This is a genomic window from Heyndrickxia acidiproducens DSM 23148 (assembly GCF_000374345.1).
Lineage (GTDB): Bacteria > Bacillota > Bacilli > Bacillales > Bacillaceae_C > Weizmannia > Weizmannia acidiproducens.
Window position 1 is genome coordinate 1 of sequence record NZ_KB893985.1, and the last position, 22,875, is coordinate 22,875.

Annotated in this window: 25 protein-coding genes; 8 read left to right on the forward strand and 17 right to left on the reverse strand. The window is 47.0% G+C overall.

The genetic code is table 11. From position 1 onward, the window contains the following. On the reverse strand, nucleotides 1-128 hold a 128-nt coding region (locus C232_RS18420), incomplete at its 3' end, for a transposase (RefSeq protein ID WP_040399973.1). A 278-nt stretch (nucleotides 129-406) separates the two neighbouring features. Here C232_RS18420 and msrA point away from each other — a divergent pair. From msrA to C232_RS0105460, 4 genes are all read left to right on the forward strand, one after another. After that, nucleotides 407-937: a peptide-methionine (S)-S-oxide reductase MsrA gene (msrA, locus tag C232_RS0105445; protein WP_018662104.1), complete on the forward strand. Its 531-nt coding sequence runs from the start codon at nucleotides 407-409 to the stop codon at nucleotides 935-937. 195 nt (nucleotides 938-1,132) lie between these two features. Beyond that, complete coding sequence (locus C232_RS0105450) at nucleotides 1,133-1,426, forward strand: phasin family protein (protein ID WP_018662106.1); 294 nt, start codon at nucleotides 1,133-1,135, stop codon at nucleotides 1,424-1,426. Between the two features lie 76 nt (nucleotides 1,427-1,502). Then, nucleotides 1,503-3,176 carry an ABC1 kinase family protein gene (locus C232_RS0105455; protein WP_018662108.1) on the forward strand — a complete coding sequence of 558 codons (1,674 nt, stop codon included), beginning with the start codon at nucleotides 1,503-1,505 and terminating at the stop codon, nucleotides 3,174-3,176. A 44-nt stretch (nucleotides 3,177-3,220) separates the two neighbouring features. Next, complete coding sequence (locus C232_RS0105460) at nucleotides 3,221-4,426, forward strand: CynX/NimT family MFS transporter (RefSeq protein ID WP_018662110.1); 1,206 nt, start codon at nucleotides 3,221-3,223, stop codon at nucleotides 4,424-4,426. A gap of 348 nt (nucleotides 4,427-4,774) precedes the next feature. Here the strand turns inward: C232_RS0105460 and C232_RS0105465 are convergent, their stop codons facing one another. From C232_RS0105465 to C232_RS0105495, 7 genes are all read right to left on the reverse strand, one after another. After that, complete coding sequence (locus C232_RS0105465; protein ID WP_018662112.1) at nucleotides 4,775-5,296, reverse strand: (2Fe-2S)-binding protein; 522 nt, start codon at nucleotides 5,294-5,296, stop codon at nucleotides 4,775-4,777. Then, nucleotides 5,266-7,551, reverse strand: coding sequence for a xanthine dehydrogenase subunit D (pucD, locus tag C232_RS0105470; protein WP_018662114.1), 2,286 nt, complete (start codon nucleotides 7,549-7,551; stop codon nucleotides 5,266-5,268). Before pucD ends, C232_RS0105465 begins: the two co-directional genes overlap by 31 nt. Then, the gene (locus C232_RS0105475; protein ID WP_018662115.1) at nucleotides 7,544-8,443 is read right to left on the reverse strand and encodes an FAD binding domain-containing protein; all 900 of its coding nucleotides are present in this window, start codon (nucleotides 8,441-8,443) and stop codon (nucleotides 7,544-7,546) included. Before C232_RS0105475 ends, pucD begins: the two co-directional genes overlap by 8 nt. Then, a complete protein-coding gene (locus C232_RS0105480) occupies nucleotides 8,436-9,074 on the reverse strand; it encodes a nucleotidyltransferase family protein (protein WP_018662117.1) in 639 nt (212 codons plus the stop codon). Before C232_RS0105480 ends, C232_RS0105475 begins: the two co-directional genes overlap by 8 nt. Next, nucleotides 9,071-10,087, reverse strand: coding sequence for an XdhC family protein (locus C232_RS0105485; protein WP_018662119.1), 1,017 nt, complete (start codon nucleotides 10,085-10,087; stop codon nucleotides 9,071-9,073). The genes C232_RS0105480 and C232_RS0105485 overlap by 4 nt, the downstream gene beginning before the upstream one ends. 152 nt (nucleotides 10,088-10,239) lie before the next feature. After that, nucleotides 10,240-10,533 (reverse strand): DUF2653 family protein, encoded by a 294-nt coding sequence (locus tag C232_RS0105490; protein WP_018662121.1) that lies wholly within the window; start codon nucleotides 10,531-10,533, stop codon nucleotides 10,240-10,242. Continuing rightward, nucleotides 10,521-10,970, reverse strand: coding sequence for a hypothetical protein (locus C232_RS0105495; RefSeq protein WP_018662123.1), 450 nt, complete (start codon nucleotides 10,968-10,970; stop codon nucleotides 10,521-10,523). Before C232_RS0105495 ends, C232_RS0105490 begins: the two co-directional genes overlap by 13 nt. Before the next feature lie 371 nt (nucleotides 10,971-11,341). Here C232_RS0105495 and C232_RS0105500 point away from each other — a divergent pair, with 371 nt between their 5' ends. Next, on the forward strand, nucleotides 11,342-12,109 hold the full coding sequence (locus tag C232_RS0105500) for a DUF1836 domain-containing protein (RefSeq protein WP_018662125.1): 768 nt from the start codon (nucleotides 11,342-11,344) through the stop codon (nucleotides 12,107-12,109). Nucleotides 12,110-12,236: 127 nt separating this feature from the next. Here C232_RS0105500 and C232_RS0105505 read toward each other — a convergent pair whose 3' ends face one another. Beyond that, nucleotides 12,237-13,115, reverse strand: coding sequence for a LysR family transcriptional regulator (locus C232_RS0105505; protein WP_018662127.1), 879 nt, complete (start codon nucleotides 13,113-13,115; stop codon nucleotides 12,237-12,239). 113 nt (nucleotides 13,116-13,228) lie between these two features. Between C232_RS0105505 and C232_RS0105510 the strand changes: the two genes are divergently transcribed. Further along, nucleotides 13,229-14,341: a citrate synthase/methylcitrate synthase gene (locus tag C232_RS0105510; protein WP_018662129.1), complete on the forward strand. Its 1,113-nt coding sequence runs from the start codon at nucleotides 13,229-13,231 to the stop codon at nucleotides 14,339-14,341. Nucleotides 14,342-14,435: 94 nt separating this feature from the next. On the opposite strand, the gene C232_RS0105515 is transcribed toward C232_RS0105510, so the two are convergent. The 3 genes from C232_RS0105515 to rarD form a co-directional block, all read right to left on the reverse strand. Continuing rightward, the gene (locus C232_RS0105515; RefSeq protein ID WP_018662131.1) at nucleotides 14,436-15,110 is read right to left on the reverse strand and encodes a potassium channel family protein; all 675 of its coding nucleotides are present in this window, start codon (nucleotides 15,108-15,110) and stop codon (nucleotides 14,436-14,438) included. 10 nt (nucleotides 15,111-15,120) lie between these two features. Beyond that, a complete protein-coding gene (locus C232_RS0105520; protein WP_018662134.1) occupies nucleotides 15,121-16,428 on the reverse strand; it encodes a TrkH family potassium uptake protein in 1,308 nt (435 codons plus the stop codon). Between the two features lie 190 nt (nucleotides 16,429-16,618). Next, a complete protein-coding gene (gene rarD, locus C232_RS0105525; protein ID WP_018662135.1) occupies nucleotides 16,619-17,539 on the reverse strand; it encodes an EamA family transporter RarD in 921 nt (306 codons plus the stop codon). Between the two features lie 349 nt (nucleotides 17,540-17,888). Here rarD and yedE point away from each other — a divergent pair, with 349 nt between their 5' ends. Continuing rightward, nucleotides 17,889-19,127, forward strand: coding sequence for a selenium metabolism membrane protein YedE/FdhT (gene yedE, locus C232_RS0105530; RefSeq protein ID WP_018662137.1), 1,239 nt, complete (start codon nucleotides 17,889-17,891; stop codon nucleotides 19,125-19,127). 21 nt (nucleotides 19,128-19,148) lie between these two features. Beyond that, nucleotides 19,149-19,400, forward strand: coding sequence for a sulfurtransferase-like selenium metabolism protein YedF (gene yedF, locus C232_RS0105535; protein ID WP_018662139.1), 252 nt, complete (start codon nucleotides 19,149-19,151; stop codon nucleotides 19,398-19,400). Between the two features lie 157 nt (nucleotides 19,401-19,557). Here yedF and hisIE read toward each other — a convergent pair whose 3' ends face one another. The 5 genes from hisIE to hisB are packed head-to-tail and all read right to left on the reverse strand — an operon-like array spanning nucleotide 19,558 to nucleotide 22,869. Beyond that, nucleotides 19,558-20,223, reverse strand: coding sequence for a bifunctional phosphoribosyl-AMP cyclohydrolase/phosphoribosyl-ATP diphosphatase HisIE (hisIE, locus tag C232_RS0105540; protein ID WP_018662141.1), 666 nt, complete (start codon nucleotides 20,221-20,223; stop codon nucleotides 19,558-19,560). Next, complete coding sequence (gene hisF / locus C232_RS0105545; RefSeq protein ID WP_018662143.1) at nucleotides 20,213-20,974, reverse strand: imidazole glycerol phosphate synthase subunit HisF; 762 nt, start codon at nucleotides 20,972-20,974, stop codon at nucleotides 20,213-20,215. Before hisF ends, hisIE begins: the two co-directional genes overlap by 11 nt. Further along, complete coding sequence (hisA, locus tag C232_RS0105550) at nucleotides 20,943-21,677, reverse strand: 1-(5-phosphoribosyl)-5-[(5-phosphoribosylamino)methylideneamino]imidazole-4-carboxamide isomerase (RefSeq protein ID WP_018662144.1); 735 nt, start codon at nucleotides 21,675-21,677, stop codon at nucleotides 20,943-20,945. Before hisA ends, hisF begins: the two co-directional genes overlap by 32 nt. Next, entirely contained in the window at nucleotides 21,674-22,285 is a 612-nt protein-coding gene (gene hisH / locus C232_RS0105555) for an imidazole glycerol phosphate synthase subunit HisH (RefSeq protein WP_018662147.1), read from the reverse strand. Before hisH ends, hisA begins: the two co-directional genes overlap by 4 nt. Then, nucleotides 22,282-22,869: an imidazoleglycerol-phosphate dehydratase HisB gene (hisB, locus tag C232_RS0105560; RefSeq protein ID WP_018662149.1), complete on the reverse strand. Its 588-nt coding sequence runs from the start codon at nucleotides 22,867-22,869 to the stop codon at nucleotides 22,282-22,284. Before hisB ends, hisH begins: the two co-directional genes overlap by 4 nt. Nucleotides 22,870-22,875: the final 6 nt, after the last annotated feature.

Sequence of the window (22,875 nt, forward strand, 5' to 3'; positions counted from 1 at the left end):
ATCTCAGCGAACATATCTTTTGCAAAATCAGATATTTCGCTATCGAACACTTGTCTACGGTATTTTACAACCAATACAAGGTGATAATGCAGTAAGAATACTGAATGATTATTACTATCTAATTTCATTGATATATCAACCCTTTATTCCATCTAAGACTGATTATATCAAAACCTTTGGCTAAAGCCAACCGAAATTCATCTCCCACCTACTCATTGGTGCTATTCGCACCTTCACATTCCTTGAGGATGGGAGACTTCTTTCGGAAAGCCGTTAAAAAATCCATCGGCAAGGCAGCCATGGTTACGGTGAATATCTTTATTCCGAAAATATCAAATTTCTCCATTGTATTCCAGACTTCCAGGTGATACTATTTTTCTAAAGAACATTCTATAGGAGGAGAACGATGACAGATCAATTTGAAAAAGCAACGTTTGCAGGTGGCTGTTTTTGGTGCATGGTTAAACCGTTTGACCAGTTTGACGGAATTGAAAAAGTCGTTTCCGGATATACAGGAGGCAACGTTGAAAACCCTACCTATGAGCAGGTAAAAACCGGGAAAACCGGCCATTATGAAGCCGTTCAGATTACATACGATCCGGAAGTTTTCCCTTATGAAGACTTGCTGGAAATTTTCTGGCAGCAGATCGACCCGACCGATGCAGGCGGACAATTCCAGGATCGCGGCGACAATTACCGGACAGCGATTTTTTATCATAATGAATGGCAAAAAGTACTTGCCGAACAAACAAAGCAGGCACTTGCAGACAGCGGCAAATTTAAAAAGCCGATTGTCACAGAAATTTTGCCGGCAAAGCCCTTTTACCCTGCCGAAGACTACCACCAGGACTTTTACAAAAAAAGACCTGACGCCTATCATGAAGACCGGAAAAAATCCGGGCGTGATGAGTTTATAGCGGAACATTGGAAATTGTAATTCCGGGGCCGCCCCTAAAGAGCCATCTGAATGGCTTTTTAGGGGCGGCTAATTTGTAATGGAATCCGGTGTTTATTAGAACAAGCGGAACAGTTCCATTGTTTTTGCATATCCTTGCTTTTCCGTTTGTGATTCCGTACATATTGAGCTATCATAACAGTAAGATAATCAAGCCTGCAAAAGGAGGAATCGGCCATGTTAGATCGAATGAATCAATTACTATCTCTAGGCCTGGGTGTGGCTGTTTTGAGCAAAGAGCAAGTAGAAAAAGCGGTGGATAAACTTGTCGACAGAGGAAACCTTACCAAAGCGGAATCAAAGCTGCTGATCGATGATTTGCTGGAAAAAGGCGAACAATCCAAACAAGAATTGAATGAGGTGATCAAAACCCGGGTCACCCAGCTTCTTTCGGAAATGAATGTCGCGACAAAAGACGAAGTAAAAGAACTGCAGCTGCGCATCCAGCAACTGGAAGAACGGCTGAAATAGCTTTGCTAAAGCCCCCTTCGTTTCATTTCGGGGGCTGTATGTTGCTTAAAAATTTTTAAACCCGGGGGTGATTTTTTTGTTCCGCAGAAGAATGAAGCACGGGAAGCGATATCAGGAAATTATCGGGGCATTGATCCGCAATGGCCTCGGCTACCTCATCAATGATTTTGGGCTGGCCGAACTGCTTTCGGTTTCCCCAAAAAAGACAGACACCCCCCGCGCCAATCACCGCAGTACCGGAGAAAGAATCCGGCTTTTTCTGGAAGATCTTGGCCCGACTTTTATTAAACTGGGGCAGCTCGCCAGTTTGCGCCGGGATCTTCTGCCCGAATCCATTATAGTGGAATTGGAAAAATTGCAGGACTGCGCACCCCCATTTTCTTATGATGAAGTAAAAAACACCATCGAAAGTGAATTTGGAGCCAGTATTGATGACCTATTTGCCGAATTTAACACTGAACCGCTAGCGACTGCATCAATCGGACAGGTTCATCAGGCGAAACTGCACACGGAAGAACCAGTCGCCGTCAAAATCCAGCGCCCGAATATCCGCCCGCAGATCGAAACAGACCTTGAGATTCTTGAAGATTTGTCAATCATGCTGGAATCTCGTTTTGCATGGGCAAAAGCCTATCAATTAAGGGATATCGTGGATGAATTTTCGCAGGCACTGCTCTCGGAACTCGATTACTACCTTGAAGGGCGCAATGCTGAACGGTTCGCAAAGCAATTTGAGGATGATGCCAATATCCGCATTCCTTCGATTTATTGGGACTTCTCAACCAAAAAGGTATTAACGATGGCATACATAAAGGGACGTAAAATCAGCGAATTTTTCGACGGCGATGTGATTGGTTACCGGCGCAAAGTTATTTCCGACCGCCTGATCCACTCAATGCTGAAACAGATCTTTATTGACGGCTTTTTTCACGGTGATCCGCATCCCGGCAATCTCCTTGTGCTGCCGGGCGATATTCTTGCTTATATGGATTTTGGCATGGTCGGCCGCCTGACAGAAGAAACGAAGTACCATTGTGCTTCCCTTGTCATTGCCTTAATGCGCGCTGACAGCAATGCGATTATTAAATCGGTTGATGCGATTGCCGCCATTCCGGATGATATTGATCTGCATCTATTGCGTGAAGATGTAGAGGTCATCCGTGAAAAATACTATGATATCCCGATCAGCCAACTGAGCCTCAAGGATGCGATCAATGACCTGTATCATATTGCATTTAAGTACCATATTCGCTTTCCTGCAGACTTAACGATTCTGGCCAAGTCTTTGATCACAGTAGAAGGTGTCGTCCAGTCACTCGACCCGGCCTTCAGCCTGATCGAAGCTGCACGCCCGTTCGGCGAAAAGCTGTTACGCGATCGCTATCATCCGAAAAAAGTTGTCCAGAAAAGCTGGAAGACATTCCTTGATCAGATGGAAATTGCGCTGGAGCTGCCAAAAAATCTCCGCGATATTTCAAAAACCATGCGCAAAGGAAAATTCAGGATGGAAGTCGTCGTCCCGGATCTGCACTTGTTTTTGGAAAAACTCGACCGGATCAGCAACCGCCTTTCGTTTGCCATTGTCCTTCTGGCATTCAGCATCATGATGGTCGGTTTGATGATCGGTACTTCGATCAGCGGCCAACCCACCCTGATTTGGAAAAATCCAATTATTGAAATTGGATTTGGCGTGGCGACTTTGATGCTTTTGTGGTTGTTGTTTTCAATTTTTAAATCAGGAAAATTTTAGCTTTTTGCAAGTGAAACGGTTTATCGTTTGAAAGGAAGTATTTTATGGAGCAACAGAGAGAGAAAACCCAATATTTATCAAGAGGATTGTTGATACTCGGCATTATTTTTATCGCGGCCAATCTGCGCCCCGCGATTACATCGGTCGGCCCGGTTATCGGTGCCATCCGCCACGATCTGAGCCTGTCAAATGCAGCTGCAGGCTTCATCACTACCCTTCCGCTGCTCTTTTTTGCACTGGTATCACCGCTAGCTCCAAAGCTGGGAAACCGGATCGGCCAGGAACTGACAATATTTCTCGGCCTGCTCGTTTTAATGGTTGGTATCTCAATACGTTCTACCGAAAGTCCTGTTTTGTTGTTTGCCGGCACCGCCTGCATTGGAACGGGCATTGCTATTGGAAATGTCCTGCTGCCAAGCCTTATCAAGCAGAGACTGCCTGATAAGCTCGGTTTGATGACGAGTATCTACACAACGGTAATGGGCGGCTTTGCTGCGCTTGCATCAGGGCTAAGCGTTCCCCTCGCGAACGGCCTTCATCTTGGATGGAGACTTGGCCTTTTGGTTTGGGCGGCCGTTTGCCTTTTGGCTGCCCTGCTATGGATTCCGCAGTTGCGCGTGCACGGGCACAATCCATTTTCAAATCTACCTGACACGCCGGGCAAATCTGTGTGGGCTTCGGCACTGGCCTGGCAGGTTACGTTATTTCTCGGCCTGCAGTCCTTTTTATTTTACAGTACCGTTGCCTGGCTGCCGGAAATTATAGTCAGCCACCATATCAGTTTGCCGACTGCCGGCTGGATGCTTTCCATTATGCAGTTTATCAGCCTGCCGTCTACCTTTATGATGCCGATTTGGGCGGAAAGGATGAAAAATCAGATCGCTCTCGTGATCATTACAGCTGTTTTTTATTTAGTCGGCCTTGCCGGGTTGTTTGCCGGCGGAAACCACTTTTTGATGTGGACTTACATTTTGCTTATCGGTCTTGCCCAGGGTGCCAGCATCAGCCTGGCCCTTGCATTCATCGGCCTTCGTTCCAAAACCGCCGCAGAAGCTGCCAATTTATCGGGAATGAGCCAATCGGCCGGCTACCTGGTGGCAGCAGCCGGACCGTTTTTGATTGGTGATTTGTATGACCATACGCATAACTGGAACCTGCCGATTTTTATGATGATCGCTGTAGGTGTGCTGATGTTGATCATTGGCATCGGCGCAGGCCGGAACCGATATGTGTCCGGGAAACAGCAATAGGGGCGGCATAATGGCTAAATCATAAAGCAGGGACTGTTTCCTCTGTCAAAATCGTCTCATTGTGAACATAACAGATCTGTAGAGAATCATTGTTATGAACAATATACTTAGCCTCGAAGTCCATTTCAATTTGCCGGTATAATCTCTACAAAACTATGATTCTTCACGAAGTGCTGTTGGCAGGGCTTTGCGCAAATCCTTGCAAGTAAAGGAAGATGCTTTATCACTGGGCTAGTCGAAGAAACTGGGTACTCTGAAAGATAACATGTACCTTTCAAAACCATCAATGAAAATGTATATACCTTCAAAAACAGAGCAGCCCCGGGATCTATTCAAGGGCTGCCTGTTCTACAAGACGCTGCCTTTTTTCGCTTTCTCCAATTTATACCGTTCAACGGCACGGATGATCCCGCCGTATCCTGTACAGCGGCATAGATTTCCTGATAATGCTTCAATGATTTCGCTTTGAGACGGGCTGGGGTTTTCATCCAGGAGCGCTTTTGCTGCCATAATCATGCCTGGCGTACAATAGCCGCACTGGAATCCGCCTTCTTCCAAAAAACATTGCTGGAGCAAGTCCGGCTCACCATCTATCTGAAGGCCTTCGATGGTTGTCACGTGTGAACCGTCGATTTGATAAGCCAGCACCAGGCAGGCGTTTACAACATGCCCGTCCAACAGCACAGAACATGCCCCGCAGCGCCCAATGCCGCAGGAAATTTTGGTTCCCCTCATTTGCAGTTGTTCACGAAGCAGATCTAAAAGCCTTAAAGCCGGGTCCGTTTCGATCGTCTGCAGCACGCCATTTAATTCAAAAGAAATCCGGATGTTACCTGCTTTTACGGGTTGAGCTGTTTTTTCATATTCCATCTTCCGTCCCCTTCTTTCGTGCCAAACAGCAAAATATCTTCAGGTGAAACCGGCAGGCGGGTTGCCCAGAAACCGATTGCATGATGAATGGCTTTTGCCACTGCCGGCGCAACGGCTACTGAACCAATTTCCCCGACCCCACGCGGGCCGTATAAATCTCCTGCCACTAAGTCCTCTATCGGTTCCACTTCCATATGAAATGGTACATCTGCAATCGTAGGGATAAAATACTGGTCAAGATTTTCAACCAGATATCTGCCTTCTTTCATGGCAGCGTCTTCCATTAATGTATACCCGAGAGCCATCACACTACCCCCTTCAATTTGGCCGGTATATCCAATTTCATTAACGACCGGCCCGGCTGCCACTACCTGGTCCAGCCCAACCACTTTTACCGAACCCGTCAGCAGGTCCACTTCCACTTCAGCCGCGGTGCCGGCAAAAGCATATAAAAAGTGCCCGCCGTTGATCTTATCCGGCGTTACCGGAAAATCAAATTTTACAGTAACCTCAACCGGATCATTCCGGGCCATATGCTTTGCGAGTCTGCCATAGTCCAGCACCCTGCTGTTTCCGAGAAAAATGCCGCCTTTCCCCAATTGCAACCGGGAAGCTGGAATACCAGTAACTTCTCCCGCTCTTTCCGCTAATTTTCTGCGGAACTCGCCTTTCATTCGCTGCAAGGCATGCCATACCATGCTCGTTCCCCTGGAAGCTGTGGTTGATCCGGTGGACGGGACAAGTGAAGTGTCCCCGACCACAATCGATAAATCTTTTTTTGAACAGCCAAGTGAACTGCAAGTGATTTTTTCAATGACGCTTAAAATTCCCTGGCCGGCTTCTTCAAACCCGAAGGCAATCTCAATTTTTCCTTCCTTTGTGAAGCGGAGGCGCCCGCCGGCAGGATCGAGGCGCCCGTACCCGAGCCCGCCTCCGTGCATGGTAATGGCCAGGCCTGCCCCGCGTTTTTTCCATTTGTGCTGATCGTTGTACCGGTCTGCCTCGCCTATTTTCGGCTCCAGTTTCTTTTTGATCGCTTTCAGCACATCCGATGCCCCGGTCGTTTCGGCGATCTGGTGGCCGAGCGGTCCGCGGTCATCTTTTTTACGGAGATTCCGCCTTCTGATTTCAGCCGGGTCAAGCTGCAATTTTTCCGCCAGGCGGTCCATCTGCCCCTCGAGTGCAAATGTGACCTGGTTACCGCCAAAGCCGCGGAATTCACCGGAAACGCCATTATTGGTGAACACCGACAGCCCTGTTACTTCAACATTCGGAATGATATAAGGACCGACCGCGTGCTCAACGGCAAAGTCCAGCACAGCAGGCCCGAGCGTGGAGTAGGCGCCGGTATCTGCAATGATCAGCGCCCCGAATGCAAGCAATTTACCGTTTTCATCCGCTCCGGTTTTCACTTTGATTTCCATCGGATGACGCTTTATGCTCGAAAGGACAGATTCTCTTCTTGTTTGATGGATTTTCACCGGCCGTCCGGTGGCCAATGCCAGTAATGCGGCGTACGGCTGGATATTCAGCTCATCTTTTCCTCCGAAAGATCCGCCGATCGGGCTTGAAACAACGCGGATTTTTCCTTCTTCCATGCCCAGGATTCTCGAAAGCTGGAAACGGTCCTTATAGCCATGCTGGGACCCGCAATAAACGGTGATGCCGCCGTTTTTTTCCGGAACAACGACGCCCCCTTCTGTTTCCATATACGTATGCATCTGGCGAGGAACACGGTATGTTTCTTCAACCAGCACCGCACAATGGGTAAATGCCGTCTCCACATCCCCCCGCCGGTTTTCCGCACGATGCAGGATGTTTCCGCCCGCATGCAGCACCGGCGCTGCCGGATCCAGTGCTTTTTTGGGGCTGTCAATAACCGGAAGCGGTTTATACACGACTTCGATCCTTTCCAAAGCTTTTTCGGCAATTTCCACGGAGGCTGCCGCAACTGCCGCTATCGCATCGCCGACATAACGGACCCTGTCTTTACAAAAAACCGGCTGGTCGGGCATCACAATCCCGAAGCCGTTTAAACCGGGAACATCTTTAGCCGTAATAATTGCCGCAACACCCGGCAGCTGTTCTGCACGCGACGTATCAATTGAAATGATTTTTGCATGCGGATGCTGGCTTCTCAGTATTTTGCCGTAAAGCATATCCGGAAAAGACAGGTCGGTTAAATAGGAAAGGCTGCCGGTTACTTTTGCCATTCCGTCCGGCCGGATGCTCCGTTTTTTATTTTCTTTACTCATCAGCCTCATCCTCTCTATCTAAAAATCGGGCAAACCGGGAAACAATTAAATTGGCAGCCGCTGTTTTCAAGTACGCTGCCGAAGCAAAATTGCCGGGCAGGGGATCATATTCTTCCATGATTTTTTCATATACGCCGGCAAGGATTTCTTCAGACAGGACCGCCCCTTCCAGCAATGCCTCGCTGGCTGTCAGCCTTTTCGGCTGGCCGGCTCCCCCGCCTGCAGCAATCCGGATACGGCTGATATGATTTTCATTTGATACTTTGGCGCAAACCGAGACCACCACAAGAGAAGGAGTAAATGCCGCTCTCCGCCCGACTTTTTGATAAAAACTGATCCAATTCCCGGGTGGCTGTTTTGGGAGATAAATGGATGCCAGGATTGTATTCGAATGAAGCCGCGCCTGCTGTAGAAAAACTTCCAGGGTATCCATTTTTAGCCCTCTTTCGCTAAACCAGGCGGCTTTTGCACCGAGCGCCAACAAGGCCGGAATCGTGTCCCCGGACATGTAGCAGATGTTGCCTCCGATTGTCGCCCGGTTCCGGACAGCCGGTGCCGCTACCTGCTTTACCGCCTCTTGAAGGATACGCCAATCTTTTTTAACGAAAAGGCTTTTCCGCAAAGCCGAAAGCCGTACACAAGCCCCGATTTTTAAATATGCTGCGGCTCCGTCTTCAATAAACTCCATTGCCTGCAATGCTTGAATGTTTTCCAGGCTGATGAGGCAGGGCGGAAATGCAATACCCTGCTCCCGTTTCATTTGAAGGAGCGTCCCGCCAGCAATCATTGCAGCATTTTCGTTGAATTTCCGTTTTAACTCCCACGCTTCCCGGATCGATGCCGGCCTGTACACGGCGGCAGGTACAGCAGCAATTTCTTCCTGTTCAGCCATTGGTGCACCCCCTCGCTTTTTCATAATCTTCTTTTGTATCAATGTCATAGAAAAGCCGCCAGTCGTCATATGCACGAAACACCCCGCGCCTTGATCCTTCCCGCACGAGCTTGCGGGCGCCCTGATCGCCTTCGAGCTTCAACAGCAGTGGAAAAATGGATTTGGCGAATAAAATTGGCGGGAGAATTTCCCCTTTGAAACTGGATGCAACAAATTCAATCTGATCCCCGGAAGCGCTCCGTTTCTGAAATTCGACAATTAAATGATTGACCATGCCCGCCTGGATAAACGGTTGGTCAGCGAGCATGATAAGCAGGGCTGCAGCCTCCATCCCAAGGGCTGCCTTTACTCCGCATTTAAGCGAACTGGACATCCCCTGTCCGGCATTGGGACAAGAAACGAAAGACCAGTTGTTCCGGCTGTTGCCGGAAAATTCCGTTTTGATCCACGCTGGGGGTTCTTCTGCTTGACGGACCACCACAAGCGTATGATCCAGCTTCGATCTCACTGCGGTTGTTAAAGCAAGGCTCCCAAGCGGTTTCCCCTTTAGCGGGAGGGCCAGTTTGTTCTTCCCCATCCGGCTGCTGCTGCCTGCAGCCAGATAAATTCCGATGATGTTATCCTTTTTCAAATTAGCACGCCCTCGCCTACACGCCCGTTTTTCAGCTGAATACATTCGGCAACAATGCTGATCGCAATTTCCTCCGGTCCCTCCGCTGAGATCGAAAGCCCGGCAGGAGAACGGACACCAGGCGGAAGTTTCTCCGTTCCAAGCAGGCGTTTTGTACGTTTGGCTGAACCCAGGACACCGAGATAGTGCGGATTTTTCTGCAGCACATATGCTAAAATTTCCTGATCCCTCGAAAAATTGTGCGTCATAATCATCACATAATCATCCCGGTGAATGGTGATTCTGCCTGCTGTAAACACTTCTGCAGGAAATCCGGCGGCAATTTCGTCTGCATCCGGAAAATGGTTCCTGTTACATAAACCCGGGCGCCAATCCGAAACAATCACGGAAAAACCGGCTTTTGCTGCCAGGGCACAAAGCGGCATGGCATCCTTTCCCGCACCGAACAGAATGAACCGCGGCTTCGGCCGGTAATGGCGGATATAAACCTCTTCCTGTTGGGCCGGAAATATAAAGGTACCCTTTTTCATCCGGATACACCGCACAACATCCTCATCTAATTCACCTTGAAAACTGCCAAACTGCTTTCCGTCTTCAGTAATAAACAAATACGTGCCGGAAGCTAAAAATTTTATACCGGTAACAGCCGTGCCATTTTTTAAAAGCTGTTTGAATTCAAGAAGATGTGCGGCATATCCGGCATCTACGGGCTCAATGTAAATATGGATGGCGCCGTTGCAGCCGGAACCAGTCCCCCATGCCAGATCATCATCACTGCGCATATCATAGACAACGGTTTCGGGTTTCCGCCCAAGGCCTGCCTGAATTCTTGCTGCTAAATCTTCTTCCAGGCACCCCGCACTGAGCAGCCCGGTCCAGGTGCCATCCGGTTTGATCAGCATGCTGGCCCCTGCTTTTTTGTAGGCGGAACCCTCAACCCGAATGACTGTTGCCAGCACGCTCCCGGAACTGTCCGGGCTGATTTCTTCCAGAATACTGTACATGTCTTCCATTACCTCACATCCTTAATGGGAAAAGCCGGTAATTTCAACGGTCATATTTTTATAATTGCTGAATATTCTGCTAACATCAAGCCTTCTGCCATACTTTCTGACATAAAAAATTAAAAAAAAGGCCTGGCACCCTGTATGGCGCCAAGCCTTTTTTAATCCACGTATGCGACCATGCCTTCATCATCCTCGATTTCAAGGCGAATGCTGACGGCGAACGGATCGATGCTGTATTCCTCCTCAAGCCATTTGCGGATCGCTTTGACCAGCTGGGCTTCAGTCAGGGAATCAAGATCCTTGCCGTTTAATTCAATATCAGCACCATAGCCGATCTCATCATCATAGGTAAGAACTGCCATTACATTTTCGGGATAAGCATAATGCTGATCAGCCACATATGAGCAAACGGCATTGATCAATTCCTGTTCCAAAAGTTTTAATTCTTCCATTTACTATACGCCTCGTGATCTTTCTTTCTATTACCGAAAACGGATTGGAACAATTTGATAATGAGTAAAATCAACGCCACGAAAATCAAGATATTGACCAACCCGGTTAAAGCTGTACCCATAACACCAAGATGGCTGAACATGGAACCGAACAGCATACCGCCTAATCCCCCGAGAAGCATACCTTTAACAAAGCTGCCTTTGGATGAAGAAGCCGCCGTGTTTTTAGATTTGTTTCCAAAAACGGATGATGTTGAGTTTGTTTTTGAATTGTAATGCGAATTTTGCTTCGGTGACGGTGTAGTCGTTTTTGGCACCGTCTGGTAGGATCTTTTAACAGAGCGATAACCCTTTGCATCTACAGAATGGGCAAAATTTACGCCTACAACTGAAAAAGCAAACGTAAAAGCCAGCAACAATGATAAAAATTTCTTCAATTCTATTTCCCCTTTTCTCCTCGTTAATTTTAGGTTCCCATGAACTTATTATATGAACCTATTAGACAAAATGCAAGCTTTTTTCTTAAAAAATATTTCATTTCCACAATATGCACGTTTAAAGAGCGATAATTCTTCTCTAAAAAGCAATTATCACATATAAATTGGCAGCACTTCCATAACTTTGTCGCATTCAATTGAAATTTATATTTTTTATATGCACTGACACTTCCTCTATTTCCCCGCCGGATCGGGGGAAAAACGCTCAGGCGTGCAAGCTTAAAACAATCGCCGGATTTTTGTTACGATTGACTTTTCCGGATTTCAATCATACGATTAAAGGAGCAGCCGATATTGGGAGGTGCGCTAATTTGGAAATATTTCAAATGACCCGCAGAGAAATGGCAGACCTTTTGCTGGCATTTAAAGGCCGGGGTTCACAATCCCCTGCTTCATTTTTGCAAAAACTATGGCTGGAAAAAACCGGCAGCGAATCCGGCGGCAATCCCGTCCAATCTTTCGTTACCGCTGCAATGCCCCCTATTTTTACAAAGATCATGAAAAAGAATGTGAACGATTTCGCATTTTCTTTAAACGAGATTGTGGCACTCGGCAGCTTAATCGAAAATACGAATTTCACCTTGACCGCGGTTCAAAACTGGGTTAAAAGAGATATTAAAGAAATGATCACTGCGCCGGAAAAAGGCAAAAAATACTCCATCGAACAAATGGCGCTATTATTTTTAGTGGAAGATTTAAAGACAGCACTGGACTTTGATTCAATCCGCAAGCTTTTAAAGTTGATTGTAAATGATCCGGAAGATGATAATGATGATTTAATTAATCCGGTCCAGCTGTACGCGACCTACTCCGAGTTGTTTGAAGAATTGAACAAAGTGCGGCAGCAGGACGTGAATTTTTCGTTTGGGGACCATAAGCATTTGATTTCTGCAATGGAGAATATGATTACAGAAAAAGCGGAAGCCATGATTTCCGTTTACATTCCCCCTGATGATCCAAAAAAGGAAGCGATCCGCAATACGATTGTGATTGCTACGCTATCCGTATTTACCGCCTATTTCCAGATGCTTTCGCGGCGGTATTTAACAGCAACAATCTTTTTGCAAAAGCTCCAATAAATCACCGGCTATCCTGCTCCTCCCTTTTGCAAACCGGGCGCTTGTCCTTTTCGGTGCATCATAGCCGCTTGGCCCGGTTGAAAGTCCGCAATGAAAGGTGAGCATCCTTATCATTATGCTTTACCGTTTAAAACCGGAAATGGGATAGAAACTCCAAAAACTTGGTTACTTTTTGGTGTTCGTATTTGAACACAGCATACGTTTTAGCCACAGGCATCTGCAAAAACGGGCAGGGGACGGATAAAAGCCGGCCCTCTGCAAGTTCCCGGCGCACGGTTGATTCCGGCAAAAACGATACCCCGAGCCCTTCTATTACAAACCTTCTTGTGACATGCACCTGGGATACCAGCATCGTCCGCAGCAGCGGGATTTCCGCGCGCAAGGTCCGCAGCAGCCCTTCCCAATATTCGGGGTGATTATGCGTAAATAAGTACCGGCTCCTTAAGACTTCACGGGCATCAATCGGCGGTGCAAATTCACTGTCTGCCCCGTCATGCGGCACAACAAGCAGAACCGGGTCCTCATACAGCGGTTTGCATTTCAATTCCGAGTGGTTTACCTGCATGCGCGACAGCCCCAGATCCACTTCTCCTTCCAGCACCGCATCCGTAATGTATTTTGATTCCAGCACTTGAATGGACATTTCAATTTCCGGGTGGATGATCATAAATTTTCTTAAAACAAATGGCATGATTGATTCTCCGATCAGCGGGGACATGGCCAGCGCCAGCTTTTGCGAATAGCCCTGGCGATATCTTTCCAAATCGTCGAGGCCATTTTCATATACCTTAAGCAGCTCTTTTGCGACCGGCAGAAATTCTCTACCCGCCTCGGTTAACAGGACTTTTCTCCCTTCTCTTTGGAACAAGGAACTTCCAATTTCATCTTCCAACTGCCTGATATGGACGCTTACTGTCGGCTGCGAAATATAGAGGGCTTCTGCCGTCTTCCGGAAATTTTCATATTTTGCTGCGCTAATAAAGGTATGTAGCCACTTAAAATCCATCCGCTGTTCCCCCTGATTATCTTTTTTAATGGAATTGATTATGATTATTTAATTTTTTTAATTAATTATAGCACTTATAATGATCATAACAAGAAATGAAAGGAAGATGAAAAATGATCAGTCGCGGTTTAAAAGGGGTAAAAGCAGCTGAAACAGCGATCAGCTTTATCGATGGAACTCACGGCACACTTATTTACCGGGGAAAAAATGCAAAAGAGGTTGCAGCGGAACACACGTTTGAAGAAGCAGCCTATTTTCTTTGGTACGGGAAGTTTCCTGATCCGACGGCACTAAAAGAATTCTCAGCAGGGTTAAAACAGCAGCGCCGGATCCCTGATTACACAGCAAAAATTTTACAATGTCTTCCAAATGATATGGATCTCATGAGTGTCCTGCGCACTGCTGTTTCCAGTCTCGGCACACAGAAGTATACTTTCAAACCGGCGATTGAAGATGCGGTCCGGCTCACCGCTATTCTCCCCACAATAATTGCATACCGGTACCGGCAATTGTCCGGCCTTCCCCCTGTTGCGCCTAAAAATGAATACGGCCATGTGAAAAATTACTTATATATGCTGACGGGGAAGGAACCGCTTGATGCCCATGTGCGTGCACTTGAAGCATATATGATCCTTACACTGGAACACGGCATGAACGCTGCCACTTTTTCCGCCAGAGTAACAATTTCAACAGAATCAGATCTCGTTTCGGCTGTTGTCTCAGCGATCGGAACCATGAAAGGCCCGCTCCACGGCGGTGCGCCTTCTGAAGTTACCAAAATGCTGAATGAAATCGGCAGCAAAGAAAGGGCTGAAAATTGGCTTAGAACGAAATTGGAAAAAGGCGAAAAGCTGATGGGCTTCGGGCACCGGATCTATAAAACAAAAGACCCGCGCGCCATTGCCTTAAAACATATTTTACTTGAAAACATGCACGGCGATCCATGGCTGTCGCTCGCCCTCCATGTGGAAGAAACAGCAATCCGGTTATTGGACCAATACAAACCCGGACGCAAGTTGTATACAAATGTCGAATTTTATGCAGCAGCCATTATGCGTGCGATCGGGATGGAGGATATGCTTTTTACCCCGACATTTACTGCAAGCCGGGTCGTTGGCTGGACTGCCCATGCCATTGAACAGGCGAAGCATAATACCATTTTCCGGCCTGACGCAGAGTATACCGGAGAATTTCCTGGTTCTCCCGCTATTTTTCAAAGCCATTGAATAAGCAGAAAGGCAGACTGCTAAAGAACCAGGATTTAAAGTTGGAAGAAAGGCAACCAAAGCCGGGCCGGGGTTGATCCGGCAAAAACGCTTATTAAAATTTCCTGCGCAGTTTTTCGAGGTCTTTTTCTTCACCGATTACAAAAAGGGTGTCTCCGGTGCCAAATTCGTAATCGGGCGGCGGAGAAACAAGCGGAAATTTTTCGCCGCTGATGGTGATCATAACGACGAGCGCATTGTATTTGCGGCGGAAGTCGAGTTTTGCGAGGGACTTTCCGATAAATTCTTCCGGGACTTTCATTTCCATACCGGAGCAATACGGCGACAACTGGACATATTGCAAAATTCCCGGATTGGCGATATGGTAGGCAACGCGGCGCCCCGTTTCTTCTTCCGGGAAAATGACATCGGTCGCACCTGCCCCTTTGAGCCCTCTTCCCCGCTTTTGATCGTTGGCTTTCGCATACACCGTTTCGCAGCCTAAATCTTTCAAGGCAAGCACTGCCAGGATCGCCGATTCAAAATCGTCGCCCATGCTGACAACGACGGCATTGTAATTGGTGACATTCAATTCCTCTAAAAATGTTGTGCTGGTGACATCCCCTTCGACTAAATAGGCAGCAGCATCCTGGAGTTCCTCATCCTGCAGCACTTTCTCGTTCTTATCGGCGCCGACAACATCATACCCCAGTTTCGCCAGTTCTTTCAGCACGCTTGACCCGAAACGCCCGAGCCCTAAAATTAAAAAACTTTGTTTTAAATTTCTCACAAGCACTCCCCTACCCGATTAAAATAGATTCTTTCGTAAACTTAATGGTTGATTTTTTATTTTCTACAAATGTATAGATTAAAATGATAACGCCAAGCCGTCCAATCAGCATAATGGCTGCGAGCCACAGTTTTGCAAACGTGCTTAGTGCAGCTGTTATCCCTAAAGATAGTCCGGAAGTCGTTAAGGCTGACATCAATTCAAAAGCCAGCTCAAAGGGTGGCTTTTTTTCCGTAAAAGATAATACGAAAAATGACAAAAAGAATAAAAACAGGAACGAAAAGAAAACAAGAAAAGCTTTGTTGACATCTTCCGTAAACAACGTCCGTTTAAACATATGTGTGTCGTTTGAGCCGCGGATCGTTGACCATAATTTTGCCAGGATGACGGCAAATGTTGTAGTCCGGATTCCGCCCGCACAGCTGCTCGGCGATCCTCCGATAAACATCAGCACCATCATGAATAAGAGAGATGGAAACGAGAACACGTGGAGATCAAGCGATGCCAGGCCCCCGCTTCTCGGTGCAGCGCTGAAAAACAAAGACTGTACGACTTTGTCCGTCCATGAAAAATGCGGCATCCAGATAAACTCAGCGCAAAAGAAAAAGATAAATCCGGCAGCAAGCAAACAGATATGTACTGCGATATTTACTTTAAAATACAGGCTTTTCTTTTTACTTCTTGAATGCAGCAGTTCCATCACAACTGAAAAACCGAGCACACCAAGCACAATTAAACAGGCCAGCACAAACAACACAAACGGCGCGCCCTGATAATAGTCAAGCCCATTGCCAAAGATTTCGAAACCGGCATTGGTAAAAGTCGAAACAGACAGAAAGAATGCGGCAAATACTCCGTCACCGCCTTTTACATGCTGCAATGTTTCCGGCAAAATCAATAGAAAGCCCGCGATTTCAATTACGAACGTGTACAAGACAATAAACGTCATCAATTTTGAAATCGAGCGCCCGCTATTTTGGTTTTGATCAAAGATCATTAGTGTTTGGGACGGCACCGGGGCATTGGTACGCAGAAAAATCAACAGCGACCCAATCAGCGCCATGATGCCGATGCCACCAATTTCAATCTGGATGAGCAGAATGATTTTCCCGGCCATTGTGAGTGTTTCGGCAATCGTAAAAGTGGTTAACCCCGTTGCACTAATCGCACTGCACGATAAAAAGAACGCGTCCACAAAAGGAAGCGGCTGCTGATGGGAAAAAGGCAGCATGTAAAGAACCGTAAAGATGGCAGCAAACAATAGGTAAATAGAAAATATGGTTTTAAAAGGAGCCGATCGAAACTGAAATTTAGACATGATCTATGGTTTTCCATTCCTGTTCAATTGCATGTTCATGTGTACCGCCCCTTTTTACATCCAAGTATTTACTTTTTTTATTATAGCTTAAGACTTAGGGCAAATAAAGTTTCAAAAGCGCAGTGAAAGCCCTGTAAGGCAAAACATATAAAAAGCAAACAGGCCAGCCCGTACGGTTTGGCCTGTTTGCTTACGCCATTTTTTCCAGGTGCAGCTTTTTCTTCGGCATAAGCCCCGAGAAGGAAAATACAAGGAGCGCCAGCCAGATAAAGGAAAAAGAAATCAATTGCACATGTGTAAATGGTTCTTTAAAAAGCACAATGCCCATGATCAGGGTCATCGTCGGTGTCAGATATTGAAAAAATCCGATCAGCGTCAATGAAATCCGTTTAGCTCCCTGTGCAAAGCAGATCAGCGGGGCGGCTGTCACAATCCCGATACCAATCAGAAGCCAGGTAGTAACCGGAGAAACGGTGGCAAATGAAGCTGTGCCCTTTACTTGAATCATAGACAAATAGATGAGTGCAACCGGCATGATAAAAAAAGTTTCATATGTCAGGCCAAGAAAAACATCGATGACCACTTTTTTCTTTACAAGGCCGTAGAAACCGAATGTCAGGGCGAGACCGATTGCAATCCATGGCACCCGGCCAAAGCTGAATGTCTGGATAAAGACGCCGCAAGCTGCCAGCATAAATGCCGCGAGCTGCCAGCGGTTCAGTTTCTCTTTCAGGAAAATGATCCCGAGCAGGATGCTGACAAGCGGGTTAATGTAATATCCCATACTGGATTCAATCACATGATCGTGATTGACCGCCCATATGTAAATAAACCAGTTCGCACTGACAAGAACCGAAGCCAAAAGCAATAACAAAGGCGTGCGCGGGTGGCGGATGCCTTCTTTTATGCTGTTTTTCAAATCGCCCATTTTTCTTAAAAAGAATAGCAAAATAACCATAAAAATAAACGACCAGAAAATCCGGTGCGCTAAAATTTCAAGCGCAGGTACTTGTTCAATCGGCTTCCAGTACAAAGGAAAAAGCCCCCACATAAAATAAGCGAAAAACGCATAAAACATTCCGCTTTTCTGATTGGTTCCCATTTGTTTCATCGAGGACTTGAGCGGCTATATGCCGAACTCGAGCCATCTCCCTCCTTCCGTAATGATAAGCTGATTTCATTATTTTACCACTTTAAACTATTCAGATAAAGAAACCCGCTCACGCAGGATATAGCAATGACAGGCCGGGGGATTTTTCGGTAAACTGTTCTTTTCAGTAGCTCCACCGTTAATTGTCTTCACATGGCAGGGGAGCATAATCCCATAATCTAACATGGATATAACCATCTCCTTTTATTCTGGAAAAGTTGGCTAAATCAAGCAAATTTTCTGCTGCAATCATTCCGTATACGAAATAATTTGCTATAATAAAAGATGTTTTTAAAAGGAGGCAAAGATTTTGTTTACCGCATTATTGCAAAAAGTCCATGAAAAATATTTTGGACGGTTTTGGAATCCATTTATTGTTTTAATTTTGGCAGGCTTCTTTGCCGCTTTTTATTTTGGCCTGACCGGAACACTTTGGGCTGTAACCGGGGAGTTTACGCGCTGGGGAGGAAATTTTCTGCAGCTATTTGGCGTAGATACTTCCGAATGGGCGTATTTTAAAGGGATTAAACTGGTCGGAGAACCGGTGGACCGGACAGATGGCTGGCTTGTGATGGGGATGCTGCTCGGCAGTCTGTTCAGTGCGCTGATCAGCCAAAATTTCAAATGGAAACGCCCGCGGCAAAAGCGCCGCTGGGTATGGGGATTTATTGGCGGCATGATTGCCGGGTTCGGTACCCGGCTTGCAATGGGCTGCAACTTGGCGGCTTTTTTTACTGGGCTGCCGCAGTTTTCTGTCCATTCATGGCTGTTCATTGCCGGTACCGCAATTGGAACATATGCAGGCGTAAAGCTTGCCGTTCTGCCAGTATTTAAAGGAAAACCAAAGCTTGAATTCGGCGCCCGTCCTGCAAGAAAAGCAGTTCCCGGCACCCAAAAACAAAGCGGGCAGCTTTATGCTGCAGTTTTTGTCCTGATCATGATTGCCCTCATTGCAATTTATTATATTGCTGCCGGCAAGGCCATGCTCGGATTTTCCGCGCTGTTTGGGGCTGTATTTGGTTTACTGATTCAACGTGGGCAAATTTGCTTTACATCCGGGCTTCGCGACTTATGGCTGACAGGCAGGGGCACGCTCGGAAAAGCGATTATTGCCGGGATGGCGATCCAGACGGTTGGAACGGCTATCTTCATTTTCAAAGGCACCCAGCCTGTCATCCACTGGGCAAGCCCGGGAGCGTTCATCGGCGGCATCCTGTTTGGCGTTGGAATTGTCATTGCGGGCGGCTGTGAAACCGGCTGGATGTACCGGATCACCGAAGGCCAGGTCCAGTTTTTTGCAGTTGGTGCCGGAAATGTGGCAGGCGCAACCCTTCTGGCATACGGATGGGACCATTGGGGCGTATTTAATCAGTTTGTCAAAGGCTGGCCTGAAATAAACTTGGTTTCATCTCTCGGATGGGCCGGGGCATTGCTGGGCACGGCTGGATTTCTGGCGTTGCTCTATCTGCTTGTCATCTGGAGGGAGAACTGGTATACGAAAAAAATGGCGCAAAAAAAGAGGCTGTTATCCAAAAAGACGACAGCATAACCATACAGGAGGCTAAATCAAATGGCTGAAAAAAAGAAACAATTAATGGTTGATGCAACACTCGATGTTCGTGGGGAATCCTGCCCCTATCCGGAGCTTTATACGCTTGAAGCAATAGAAAAATTGGAAGACGGGAAAATATTAGAAGTCATCGCTGATTGCCCGCAATCCTTCATCAATGTGCCGGCATCCTGCAAAAGGCACGGGCATCAAGTCCTGTCAACTGTCAAAGATGGCACAACATTATATTATTATATCCAGGTTTGTAAATAAGCTGGATACAGAAGAAATCAGGCCCGATAAAAATGCGGCCTGATTTCTTTTATTTATAGGGAGATAAAAGAACATGCCCCTTTATGAGAAACCCGCACAAATGTTCACGATTAAACTTTTTCTGTCTGCCTCTACCATTTTTTGAGATGATTCAGGTTTACCACTTTTCAATTTTCTTGCGGTCGCCTTTGCTGTTTCCCTTTTTCGCTGACCGGTTTCGCAATTCCTGTTCCACCTCTTCAAGTTTTACATTTTGGCTGGCGAGCAGGACAAACGTATGGAACAATAAGTCCGCCGTTTCGAAAACAATTTCTTCTTTACTGTTGTTTTTCGCAGCGATGATCACTTCGCCGGCTTCTTCGATAAATTTTTTTGCAATTTTATCAATGCCTTTATCAAATAAATAGTTGGTATAGGAATTTTCAACCGGTTCTGTTTTCCGGCTTTCGATTTCTTCCATTAACAGGTCGAAAATTCTTTTGTTGGAAGGCATGCCCGTTTCCGCTGCTTTCCCGTTTTCATCAATCGTGCGGTAAAAGCAGGTGCGCTCTCCGGTATGGCAGGCCGGGCCGCTTGGATCTACACGGAGCAGCAGCGTATCGGCATCGCAGTCGGCCTGGATTGATTTTACTTTTTGCGTGTTGCTGGATGTTTCGCCTTTATGCCAGAGTGTTTCTCTTGAACGTGAGTAAAACCAGGTTTCTTTTGTTTCTAGTGTCTTTCTGTACGCTTCTTCATTCATATATGCGAGCATCAATACATCGCCCGTGCTGTCATCGACCACAATCGCGGGGATCAGCCCTTTTGAAAAATCAAGCTTCACGAATATTCACTCCTTCATTGCTGCAGCAGTCCTTCACTTCTTTGATGGTAAACGTGCCTTCATGGAAAATCGACGCTGCAAGTGCCGCGGAGACATCGGTTTCTTTAAATACTTCCGGGAAATGTTCCGGTTTGCCGCAGCCGCCGGACGCAATCACAGGAATTTGCAGCGTTTTGACCATTGTTTCCGTAAGCGGCAAATCAAAACCATCTTTGACGCCGTCCGTATCAACGCTCGTCAATAAAATTTCGCCGGCGCCGAGGCGTTCAGCCTCCTTCGCCCATTCGAGCGCGTCAAGCCCGGTGTCAATCCTGCCGCCATTGACAAGCACATGCCACTTGCCTGCTTCCACTTTCTTCGCATCGATTGCAACGACCACACATTGCGCGCCGAAACGTTCGGACGACTGGCGGATCAGCTCCGGATTCCGGACTGCAGCTGAATTCATCGATACTTTGTCCGCCCCTGCTTTTAACAGGCGGGTAACATCATCTATTGTCCGTACACCGCCTCCGACTGTAAATGGAATAAACACATTTTCAGCAGTTCTTTTTACCATGTTGACAACCGTGTCCCGCTGTTCATGAGTTGCCGTGATATCGAGGAAAACCAGCTCATCGGCGCCGCTTTCAGAGTAAAATTGTGCTAGTTCAACCGGATCACCGACCGTGCGCAGGCCGACAAAATTTGTGCCTTTTACCACTTTCCCGTCTTTGACATCAAGACAGGGGATGATTCTTTTCGCAATCATTTTGCGCCACTCCCTTTAAACGGATTCTGCCTTCGTAAATGGCTTTGCCGACAATGGCTTCCTGAATGCCGATTGCACTTAAGTTTTTTACATCTTCTTCGGTTGTGATCCCGCCTGATGCGATGATATCGCAGGAAACGGCGTTAAGAAGTGCTTTTAATGCTTTAAGATTTGGCCCCTGCATGGTGCCGTCCCTTGAAATATCGGTAAAAACAATGCGTTTTACACCGATTCTTTCCATTTTTCTGGCAAAATCGATATCATCCATTTCCGTAACTGAAAGCCAGCCATGTGTTGCAACTTTACCATTTTTCGCATCAATGCCGACGACAATTTTTTCCGGAAACGCGGCGACGGCTGCTTTTAAAAAATCCGGATTTTCAATTGCCGCCGTCCCAAGTACAATCCGGGATGCGCCGATTTCCGCGTATTTACGTATCGTCTCGAGATCGCGAATGCCGCCGCCGATCTCGATTGGAACCGTAGATAATTTACATAAATTTTCGATGAGATCGATTTGTTTCGGGCTGCCTGCTCTCGCCCCGTCGAGATCAACAATATGGATGATTTCGGCGCCGTCTGCGATAAAACGGGCAAGCTGGGCAGCCGGGTCAGATGCAACTTCTGTTGTCCTGTTAAAATCGCCCTGGTAAAGCCGGACGCATTTTCCGGCTATTAAATCAATGGCAGGGATAATTTTCATGCCTGCACCTCCATGCTGCTTTCCTGTAAAAATGTTTTTAATAAGTCCATGCCGACCTTTCCGCTTTTTTCCGGGTGGAACTGCATACCGTATACATTTTTGTTGCGGACAACTGCAGGAATTTCTGTCCCGTAATCGGTTGAGGCAACGATATATGACGCGGTTGTCTCTGCCTGGAACGAGTGGACGAAATATACATGTTTATTTTGAAAGGCATTAAAAGCCGGGAACCCTTCCTTAATATCAAGCGTATTCCAGCCGATATGCGGGAGGATGTGCTTCGTTTCAATCTTTCTGACTGTGCCCGGAATAAAGCCAAGCCCTTTTGAAAGGCCGTTTTCAAAACCGGTTTCAAATAATAGCTGCATGCCAAGGCAAATCCCTAAAAAAGGTTTCTTTTCGGCGAGGTCTTCCAATACCGGCCGCAGCCCGCGCTTTTCAATTTCAAAGACGGCCGCTTTAAAGGCGCCAACCCCCGGCAGCACGATATGGGAGGCTGCATACAGCTGCTTCGGGTCATCGGTTATGATCACTTCATAGCCAAGCTTGCGGAAAGCGTTTGATGCGCTCGCAATATTGCCCATGCCGTAATCTACAATGGCAATCATTCAATCAACCCCTTTGTGGAATTTACGCCTTTAATTTCCGGGTCGACCGCAACTGCCTGGTGGAGCGCACGGCCCAGGGCTTTAAAGAGTGCCTCGATTTTATGGTGCGTGTTCATGCCATACAGTACACGGGCGTGCACCGTCATCGCCGACTGGAAGGAAAAAGCCTGGAAAAATTCGCGGACGAGTTCGGTATCAAAGTTTCCAAGTTTCGGGTTGGCAAGCTCAGCATCAAAATGAAGGAAAGGCCGGCCGCTGATATCGAGTGTAACAAAGCCAAGCGCTTCATCCATCGGCACATAAGCCGATCCGTAACGTGTAATGCCTTTTTTATCGCCGAGCGCTTCGCGAACCAGCTGCCCAAGCACAATGCCGATGTCCTCGACAGTATGGTGGCTGTCGATATGCAGATCGCCTTTTGCCTTCACAACAAGGCCGATGCGGCCGTGTTTGGCAAACAGGTCCAGCATATGATCAAAAAATCCGACACCTGTTTCAATTGTGACTTCGGTTGCATCATCTAAATTGACCGCGACTTCGATAAATGTTTCATTGGTTTTTCTGCTTTTTGCTGCTGTACGCAAAGTTTT